The sequence below is a fragment of the Hydrogenophaga sp. genome (genome assembly GCF_051007235.1).
Lineage (GTDB): Bacteria > Pseudomonadota > Gammaproteobacteria > Burkholderiales > Burkholderiaceae_C > Hydrogenophaga.
Genome location: NZ_JBPCSJ010000402.1, coordinates 1 through 5,991, shown reverse-complemented (window position 1 = coordinate 5,991; position 5,991 = coordinate 1). Strand labels below are relative to the sequence as shown.

The following is a 5,991-nucleotide window of genomic DNA, read 5'->3' as shown; positions in this document are numbered from 1 at the left end:
GCGGCCTGGGGCTGGCGAATCCGCTCGAAGCCGAAGGCCTGACCACCAAGTGGGCCATCGAGCTGGTGTTCACCCCCATCCAGGGGTACGAACAGGCCCCCGATCTGGCCGAGCTGTTCGCCCGCCCGCTGGTGCGCCGCGCGCGGCTGGCTGGTGCTGTCGCCAGTGCCACCGCGGTGGCCGCGGGAACCCGGCCGGAGGCGCTGCCATGCAACTGACGCTCTGGACCTACGAAGGACCGCCGCACGTGGGCGCCATGCGCATCGCCACCGCCATGCGCGACGTGCACTACGTGTTGCACGCGCCGCAAGGCGACACCTACGCCGACCTGCTGTTCACCATGATCGAACGCGACGCCAAGCGCCCGCCGGTGACCTACACCACCTTCCAGGCGCGCGACTTGGGCGGTGACACCGCCGAGCTGTTCAAGAACGCGGCGCGCGAGGCCTTTAAGCGCTTTGCACCGCAGGCCATGATGGTCGGTTCGTCGTGCACCGCCGAGCTGATCCAGGACGACCCGGGCGGCCTGTGCAAGGCGCTGGACCTGCCGGTGCCGGTGGTGGCGCTGGAGCTGCCGTCGTACCAGCGCAAGGAAAACTGGGGCGCCGCCGAGACCTTTTACCAGATGGTGCGCCAGCTGGCCGACACCTCGGTGCGCCGTGCGCCGCGCGAAGCCGGGCAGCCCGCCCGTTGCAACATCCTGGGCCCGGCCGCGCTGGGTTTCCGGCACCGCGACGATGTGCGCGAAATCTCCGGTCTGCTGCGCCAGATGGGCATCACCATCAACGTCACCGCCCCCCTGGGTGCCAGCCCGGCCGATCTGGCGCGCATCGGCGACGCCGATTTCAACGTGGTGCTGTACCCCGAGATCGCGTCGGTCGCGGCCGGCTGGCTCAAGCGTACTTTTGGACAGCCATCGACCCAGGTGGTGCCGATCGGCAGCGGCGCCACGCGCGACTTCATCCAGGAAGTGGCCGCGCTCGCCGGGATCGACCCCGCACCCGTGCTGGACAACGCCAATGCCCGCGCGCCCTGGTACGCGCGCTCGGTTGATTCGACCTACCTCACGTCCAAGCGCGTGTTCGTGTTCGGCGACGCGACCCACGTGGTGGCCGCCGCCCGCATCGCGCAGGACGAGATGGGCTTCACCGTGGTCGGCCTGGGCACCTACAGCCGCGAATTCGCCCGCGAGGTGCGCGAAGCCGCTGCGCTCTACGGCGTGGACGCACTGATCAGCGACGACTACCTGGACGTGGAAGCGCGCATCGCCGAGCTGCAGCCCGAGCTGGTGCTGGGCTCGCAGATGGAACGCCACATTGCCAAGCGCCTGGGCATTCCCTGCGCCGTCATTTCCGCCCCGGTGCATGTGCAGGACTTCCCTGCGCGCTACTCGCCGCAGATGGGCTTTGAAGGTGCCAACGTGCTGTTCGACACCTGGGTGCACCCGCTGATGATGGGGCTGGAAGAACACCTGATCGGCATGTTCCGCGGTGACGCCGAGTTCCACGAAGACGCCGCGCCCTCGCACCTGGGCGGTAGCGTGTCACGCCCGGTCGCGGCGCCGATCGCTGCACCAGCCAGCGAGCCCGAGCTGCCCGAAGCGGTCGCCGCGCAGGCCAATGCGGCCATCGCTGCTGCGGCCGACAGTTCGGCGCAGGTGGTGGCCACCTGGGCCGCCGAGGCCGAAAAAGAGCTTCGCAAGATTCCGTTTTTTGTTCGCGGCAAGGCCCGCCGCAACACCGAAACCTATGCCAGGGACAAAGGCCTGCCCGTGATCACCCTGGAGACCCTCTACGATGCCAAAGCCCACTTCAGCCGCTGACGCCCGGCCGCTGTCCCCAGGGATGCGCGTGGTGCTGGTCACCATGGACAGCCACCTGGCCAGCGCCGCCGAACGCGCGAACCGCCAGCTGGCCAAGGCCGTGCCGGGTCTTTCTCTGGTGGTGCACGCAGCGTCCGAGTGGCGCGACGACGCCGCCGCGCTCCATCGCTGCACCGACGACATCGCTCGTGGTGACATCGTGCTGGTCAGCATGCTGTTCATGGAAGACCACTTCCTGCCGGTGCTGCCGGCGCTGCAGGCGCGGCGCGCGCACTGCGACGCCATGGTCTGCCTGATGTCGGCCGCCGAGGTGACCAAGCTCACCCGCATGGGCAAATTCGACATGAGTGCGCCCACCAGCGGCCCGCTGGCCTTCCTGAAAAAACTGCGCGGCAAGAGCAGCGCCGACGTCAACACCTCGGCCGAAGACAAGACCACCGCCGGCGCGCGCCAGATGCGCATGCTGCGCCGCCTGCCCAAGATCCTGCGCTTCATCCCGGGCACCGCGCAGGATGTGCGCGCCTATTTCCTCACCATGCAGTACTGGCTGGCCGGGTCCGAGCAGAACATGTTCAACCTGGTGCAGTTTCTGGTGGACCGCTACGCCGACGGCGCGCGCCGCGGCCTGCGCGGCACCCTCAAGCCCGGTGTGCCGCTGGAGTACCCGGAAGTCGGCGTCTACCACCCGCGCATGGCGCAGCGCATGTCGGCCGAGCAGGGCGACCTGCCGCGCGTGGCCACCAGCGGCAAGAACGGCACGGTGGGCCTGCTGGTCATGCGCTCGTACCTGCTGGCGGGCAACACCGGTCACTACGACGGCGTCATCACCGCGCTGGAAGCGCGCGGCATGCGGGTGATCCCGGCGTTTGCGACCGGGCTGGACAACCGCCCGGCCATCGACGGCTACTTCTTCAAGGACGGCCAGCCCGCCATCGACGCGCTGGTCTCGCTGACCGGCTTCTCGCTGATCGGCGGCCCGGCATACAACGACGCGCAGGCGGCCGAAAACATCCTGGCCAAGCTCGACGTGCCTTACCTTGCGGTCACGCCGGTGGAGTTTCAGACCCTGGACCACTGGGGCGCCTCGCCGCGCGGCCTGCTGCCAGTCGAGTCCACCATGATGGTGGCGATTCCCGAGCTGGACGGCGCCACCGGCTCCATGGTCTACGGCGGTCGCGGTGGTGCCAAGCAGGTCAGCTGCAGCGGCTGCGCCAAGGCCTGCACCTTCGACGCCCTCGAAGGTGCGCACGACATGCAGACCTGCAGCGAACGCGCCGACGCGCTGGCCGCGCGCGTGGGCAAGCTGATCGCGCTGCGCCGCTCCGAGCGGGCGAACCGCAAGGTGGCGGCCGTGATCTTCAACTTCCCGCCCAACGCCGGCAACACCGGCACCGCCGCCCACCTGGCGGTGTTCGAGTCGCTCTTCAACACGCTCGCCGCGATGCAGCGCCAGGGCTACACGGTCGACCTGCCCGCCAGCGTGGACGCGCTGCGCGAGCGCCTCATCACCGGCAACGCCGCACAGTACGGCGCGCCGGCCAACGTGCACGCCACGGTGGCGGTGGACGACCACGTGCGGCGCGAGCGGCACCTGCGGCAGATCGAGGCCGCTTGGGGCCCGGCACCCGGCCAGTTGCTCAGCGACGGCGGCCGCATCTTCATCATGGGCGAGCGCTTCGGCAACGTGTTCGTCGGCATCCAGCCCGGCATGGGCTACGAGGGCGACCCGATGCGCCTGCTGTTCGAGCAGGGCTTCGCGCCGACCCACGCGTTCTCGGCCTTCTACCGCTGGATCCGCGAAGACTTCGGCGCCCACGCCGCGCTGCATTTCGGCACCCACGGCGCGCTCGAGTTCATGCCCGGCAAGCAGAACGGCCTGACCGCCGACTGCTGGCCCGACCGGCTGATCGGCGACCTGCCCAACATGTACCTCTACGCCTCCAACAACCCGTCGGAAGGCACCATCGCCAAGCGCCGCGCCGCCGCCACGCTGATCAGCTACCTCACGCCGCCGGTGGCGCAAGCCGGCCTCTACAAGGGCCTGATGGAGCTCAAGGGTCTGCTGGAGCGCTTTCGCAGCCTGGAGCCCGAGGCGCAGGCCGAGCGCGACGAGATGGTGCCCATGATCCAGACGCTGGCGCAGGAGCTGGAGCTGTGCACCGACGGCGCGGCCTGGAGCGATGCCGAGGCGCAGATCGTGCGGCTGACCGAGGCCGTGCTGGAGCTGGAATACACCCTGATTCCCTGCGGCCTGCACGTGGTGGGGCAGACTCCCAACCTGTGTGAGCGCGTCGAGCTGCTGCTGGCCTGCGCCCAGGCCACCCACGGCGAAGCGGCGGGCGAGCAGGTCCTGCGCCCCGCCGTCGAAGCCCTGGTGCAGGGCGCCACGCCCGAGGCGGCGCTGGCCGAGCTGCATGAGCGTGCTCCGTCGGCCGCGTCGCTGGACCCGGTGGCCGATGCGCGCATCCTCGCCATGCTGCGCGAGCTGGCCAAGACCGACGCGCTGATGTGCCAGGACCATGAAATGGAGGGCATCCTGCGCGCGCTGGACGGCCGCTTCCTGCGCCCGGCGCCCGGCGGCGACCTGCTGCGCACGCCAGCCATCCTGCCCACGGGCCGCAACGTGCACGGCTTCGATCCGTTCCGCATCCCCAGCGCCTACGCCGTGAAAGACGGCGCGCGCCAGGCCGAGCGCCTGATCCAGCGCCACATGGCCGACGGCAACGCCTTCCCCGATTCGATTGCCATGGTGCTCTGGGGCACCGACAACCTCAAGAGCGAGGGCGGACCCATCGGGCAGGCGCTGGCGCTGATGGGGGCTCGGCCGCGCTTTGACAGCTACGGCCGCCTGGCCGGCGCCGAGCTGGTGCCGCTGGCCGAACTGGGCCGCCCGCGCATCGACGTGGTGATCTCCCTCTCGGGCATCTTCCGCGACCTGCTGCCGCTGCAGATCCGCCTGCTGGCCGAGGCAGCGTTCCTGGCCGCCAGCGCCGACGAGCCGGCCGACCAGAACGCGATCCGCCGCCACGCGCTGGCCTACCAGGCCGAACACGGCGTCGACCTTGAAACCGCGTCCCTGCGTGTCTTCGGCAACGCCGAGGGTGCTTACGGCGCCAACGTCGGCAGCCTGATCGACAACAGCCGCTGGGAAGACCCGGACGAGCTGGCCGAGACCTACAGCCGCCGCAAGGGTTTTGCCTACGGCCGCGCCGGCCAACCGGTGCAGCATGCGCAGTTGCTGAAAAGCGTGCTGGCCGATGTGCAGCTGGCCTACCAGAACCTCGATTCGGTCGAACTGGGCGTGACCACGGTCGACACCTATTTCGACACCCTGGGCGGCGTGAGCCGCGCGATCCAGCGCGCCAAGGCGCAGCGCGATGGCGCCGGTGCCGCGGTGGCGCCGGTCTACATCGGCGACCAGACGCGCGACAGCCACGGCGGCGGTACGGTGCGCACGCTGGGCGAACAGGTCGCCATCGAAACCCGCACCCGCATGCTCAACCCCAAGTGGACCGAAGGCATGCTCAAGCACGGCTTCGAGTGCGTGCGCCAGATCGAGGTGCACCTGACCAACACCATGGGCTGGTCGGCCACCACCGGCCAGGTGCAGCCCTGGGTCTACGAACAGCTGACCCAGGCCTTCATGCTCGACCCCGAGATGCGCCGGCGCCTGGCCGAGCTCAACCCCACCGCGTCGGCGCGTGTGGCCAGCCGTTTGCTGGAAGCGTCCGACCGCCAGTTCTGGCAACCCGATCCTTCGGTTCTGAAGGCCCTCCGTGAAGCCAGCGAAGAGCTGGAAGACCGGCTGGAAGGCGTGTACGAAGGAGCTCCCGCATGATCACCGAAACCAGCGTTCCCCTGACCGACCTGCGGCGCGCCGCGGGTCTGGCACCCCGCAAAGACGGCGAGGGCAGCGTGCAGGTGCAGCTCGACCCGTCGCTGAAGATCGGCAACGCGAAAGTGTTTGCCATCTACGGCAAGGGCGGCATCGGCAAGAGCACCACCAGCTCCAACCTCTCGGCCGCGTTTTCGCACCTTGGCAAGCGCGTGCTGCAGATCGGCTGCGACCCGAAACACGACAGCACCTTCACGCTGACCAAGAAGATGCTGCCCACGGTGATCGACGTGCTCGAAACCGTGGACTTCCACGCCGAAGAACTGCGGCCCGA

General features: G+C 69.4%; 3 protein-coding genes and 1 pseudogene. All 4 read left to right on the top strand.

All coding sequences use genetic code 11. The annotated features are described in order from the left end of the window. Positions 1-218, top strand: a pseudogene (locus ACR2JA_RS14405) (hypothetical protein); the annotation flags it as partial. Further along, complete coding sequence (gene bchB, locus ACR2JA_RS14400; protein WP_434009769.1) at positions 209-1,822, top strand: ferredoxin:protochlorophyllide reductase (ATP-dependent) subunit B; 1,614 nt, start codon at positions 209-211, stop codon at positions 1,820-1,822. The pseudogene ACR2JA_RS14405 and the gene bchB, both read left to right, overlap by 10 nt. After that, on the top strand, positions 1,797-5,660 hold the full coding sequence (locus ACR2JA_RS14395) for a magnesium chelatase subunit H (RefSeq protein ID WP_434009768.1): 3,864 nt from the start codon (positions 1,797-1,799) through the stop codon (positions 5,658-5,660). The genes bchB and ACR2JA_RS14395 overlap by 26 nt, the downstream gene beginning before the upstream one ends. Next, the coding region (locus ACR2JA_RS14390) for an AAA family ATPase (RefSeq protein ID WP_434009767.1) at positions 5,657-5,991 on the top strand (335 nt) is incomplete at its 3' end. The genes ACR2JA_RS14395 and ACR2JA_RS14390, both read left to right, overlap by 4 nt.